The sequence below is a fragment of the Streptomyces turgidiscabies Car8 genome (genome assembly GCF_000331005.1).
Lineage (GTDB): Bacteria > Actinomycetota > Actinomycetes > Streptomycetales > Streptomycetaceae > Streptomyces > Streptomyces turgidiscabies.
The window spans coordinates 1-2,887 of sequence record NZ_AEJB01000035.1; the positions used below are offsets into that span (position 1 = coordinate 1).

Annotated in this window: 3 protein-coding genes; 1 reads left to right on the plus strand and 2 read right to left on the minus strand. The window is 71.8% G+C overall.

Translation table 11 applies throughout. The features are described 5' to 3' along the window. Positions 1 to 798: 2-hydroxy-3-oxopropionate reductase (locus STRTUCAR8_RS02505; RefSeq protein WP_006373826.1), on the minus strand; the 798-nt coding region annotated here is incomplete at its 3' end. Between the two features lie 31 nt (positions 799 to 829). Beyond that, positions 830 to 1,669: a TIM barrel protein gene (locus tag STRTUCAR8_RS02510; RefSeq protein ID WP_044471515.1), complete on the minus strand. Its 840-nt coding sequence runs from the start codon at positions 1,667 to 1,669 to the stop codon at positions 830 to 832. A 273-nt stretch (positions 1,670 to 1,942) separates the two neighbouring features. Between STRTUCAR8_RS02510 and STRTUCAR8_RS48130 the strand changes: the two genes are divergently transcribed. Then, the gene (locus STRTUCAR8_RS48130; protein ID WP_143666443.1) at positions 1,943 to 2,863 is read left to right on the plus strand and encodes a hypothetical protein; all 921 of its coding nucleotides are present in this window, start codon (positions 1,943 to 1,945) and stop codon (positions 2,861 to 2,863) included. Positions 2,864 to 2,887: the final 24 nt, after the last annotated feature.

Genomic DNA, 2,887 nt, shown 5'->3' on the forward strand with positions numbered 1-2,887 from the left:
TTGGGCGACCACCGCGCCGACGGGCAGCGCGGCGCCGACCGTACGGGCCGCGTCCGTCACGATGCCCATGTCCTTGTGGTGGAGGTCGACACGGAAGCCCGGCGTGAAGTCCCGGTTCAGGAAGTTGTCCTTCTTGCGCGTCAGCACGGTGGAGCCGGCCAGGCCGCCGCCCAGTACCTCCAGCGCCGCCTTCAGGTCCACGCCCGACTTCTCCAGGAAGACCACGGCCTCGGCGCACGCCTGGATGTTCACGGCGACGATCAGCTGGTTCGCGGCCTTCACCGTCTGGCCCGAGCCGTGCGGACCGCACAGCACGATGGTCCTGCCCAGTGCCTCGAAGAGCGGCCTCGCACGGTCGAAGTCGGCCTGTTCGCCGCCGACCATGATGGACAGCACGGCCTCGACCGCGCCCGCCTCGCCGCCCGAGACGGGCGCGTCCAGTACCCGTACGCCCTTCTGGGCCGCCGCCCGCGCCAGGTCCACCGATGTCTGCGGGGTGATCGACGACATGTCGATGAGCAGGGTGCCGGGCCGTACGTTCGCGAGGATGCCCTCCGGGCCGTACGCGATGGCCTCGACCTGCGGTGACGCGGGCACCATCGTGATCACCACGTCGGCGGCGCGCACGGCCTCGGCGATCGATGCCGCCGCCGTGCCGCCGGCGGCGGTGAGACGGTCGAGCTTGTCCTGTTCGAGGGTGAAGCCGGTGACGTCGTAACCCGCCTTGATCAGGTTCTCGGACATGGGGGAGCCCATGATGCCGAGGCCTATCCAGGCGACCTTGGGGAGACTGCTCATGTCGGGGGCGCCTCTCTGCTGCTCGGTGATGTCAGGAAGTGCGGCGTGCCGCGTGCGGCAGCCAGCCGAACGCCTCGGCGCTCGGCCGGTCGCCCGGCTTGTACTCCAGGCCCACCCAGCCCTCGTAACCGGCCTTGCGCAGCTGGTCCAGGTGGTCCGCGAGGGGGAGCGTGCCGGTGCCGGGGGCGCCGCGGCCGGGGTTGTCGGCGATCTGGACATGGCCCGTCTTCGCGGCGAACCGGTCGATCACCGAGGGGAGGTCCTCGCCGTTCATGGACAGGTGGTAGAGGTCCATCAGGAAGCGGGCGTTGCCGAGTCCGGTCGCCTCGTTGACCCTGTCGACGACCTCGACGGCGGCCGGGGCACTCACCAGCGGATACCGGGGGGACTCCGGCTTGTTGAGCGCCTCGACGAGGAGGATCGCGCCGATACGGCTCGCCGCCCGGGCCGCGAGCACCAGGTTCTCCAGCGCCAGCGCGTCCTGCTCGGCCGGGTCCACGCCGTCGACCCGGTTGCCGTACAGCGCGTTGAGCGCGCCGCAGCCGAGCGACCCGGCCAGCTCCGCGGCGACCTCGATGTTGGCGCGGAACCGCTCGGACTCCTCCCCGGGCACCGACAGGGCGCCCCGGTCCGGGCCCGGCAGCTGTCCGGCGTAGAAGTTCAGGCCGGTGAGCCGGACGCCGGCGTCCTCGATCGCGGACCGCAGGGAGTCCAGCTCGGACTGTGCCGGGGTGGGGGTGTCCAGCCAGGGCCACCACAGCTCGACCGCGGTGAAACCCGCGGCCCGGGCCGCCGCCGGGCGCTCCAGGAGCGGCAGCTCCGTGAAGAGGATCGACAGGTTGACGTTGAAGCGCTGCTCTGTGAATCCCATGGCCGTCGGCGCCTCCACTAATTCCGTATGGTGAATTCCGTATGGTGGAAATAACTTTCTACTTGATGGAAGACTGCCGCCGAACGTCGGAGCTTGTCAAGGGGGCTCTCCCGAGTGGCGGGGCGGGAAGCGGGCGGTTACACAGGGTTCAACGTTCATATGAGCGTGGCGCACGTTTCCCGTGTGCCGGTGCACTGAAGTTGAGAGGCGAACATGGCCGTCGAGCCGTTCCCTGCCCGTCCGGACGACCCCGGACCGGGCGAACCCCGTCCCGTGACCCGTATACGCACGGACGACCTGGTGCGAACCCTGGTCGTCGCCAGGCCGCTGGACGACGTCGTCCAGCTCGTCACCCTCCTGGAGCAGTCGCCCGACGGCCTGCCGACCGCGGCGACCGTCCTGCGGGTGGCGGCCGTGGCGCGCTCCGTGGAGGACGTCTCGCGTCTCGTGGAACTGCTGGGTCCCCCGGAACACAGCGTCGACCGGATGGACGAGGCGATCCGGACCGCCGCCGAACAGCGGCCGGTCGCCGAGGTCGGCCGTCTGGTCGCGCTCCTGCACGCGGCCCCGCACGCCGCCCACGCGGAGGCCCAGGCGGTGCACGCCGCCGCCACCAGCAGGCCCGTCGAGGACCTCGTGCAGCTCATCGGGCGCATCGGCGACGCCCAGGACGAGGCCGCGGCCCCCGCACCCGCGCCGCACGCCGAGCCGTACACCGCGCCGCGTGCCGAGGAGCCGGCGGTCGTCGCCGGTGCCCGGCGGGGTGACGTCCTGTGGCTCCGCCGTGCCGTCGCCGTCCTCGTCATGCTCTGCGGCGCGGCCCACTTCCCCCTCGACTGGGTCGACGCGCCGAGGTACGGACTGACCGCCTCGCTCGGCGTCTCCGCGCTCTGCCTGCTGGCCGGCGCGGCGCTGTGGTTCAGCCGGTCGACAGTCGTGACCGGCGTGGCCGTCGTCGTCTCGGGGGCGTTGGCCGCCGCGCATCTGCTCGGCACGCACCTCGACTCGGCGACCCTCGCCTATGTACGGCAGGCGGGCGGAGCCGCTTCCCCGCTGCCCGCTCTGGCGGCCTGTGTCGCGACGCTCGCCGCACTGACGGCGCTGGCCGTGTCCCTCGCCCGCAGATGGCGCGCCACCGGTGCGCGAGACGCCGCCCCCGACCCTGTCCTGAAGGTGAACTCCCTGCGACTGTAGGGCAGTTCATGATGCGGAGTACCT

Coding starts and splice junctions, on each gene's coding strand:
- STRTUCAR8_RS02510 (WP_044471515.1), bottom strand. CDS start 1,669: ATGGGATTCACAGAGCAGCGCTTCAACGTCAACCTGTCGATCCTCTTC.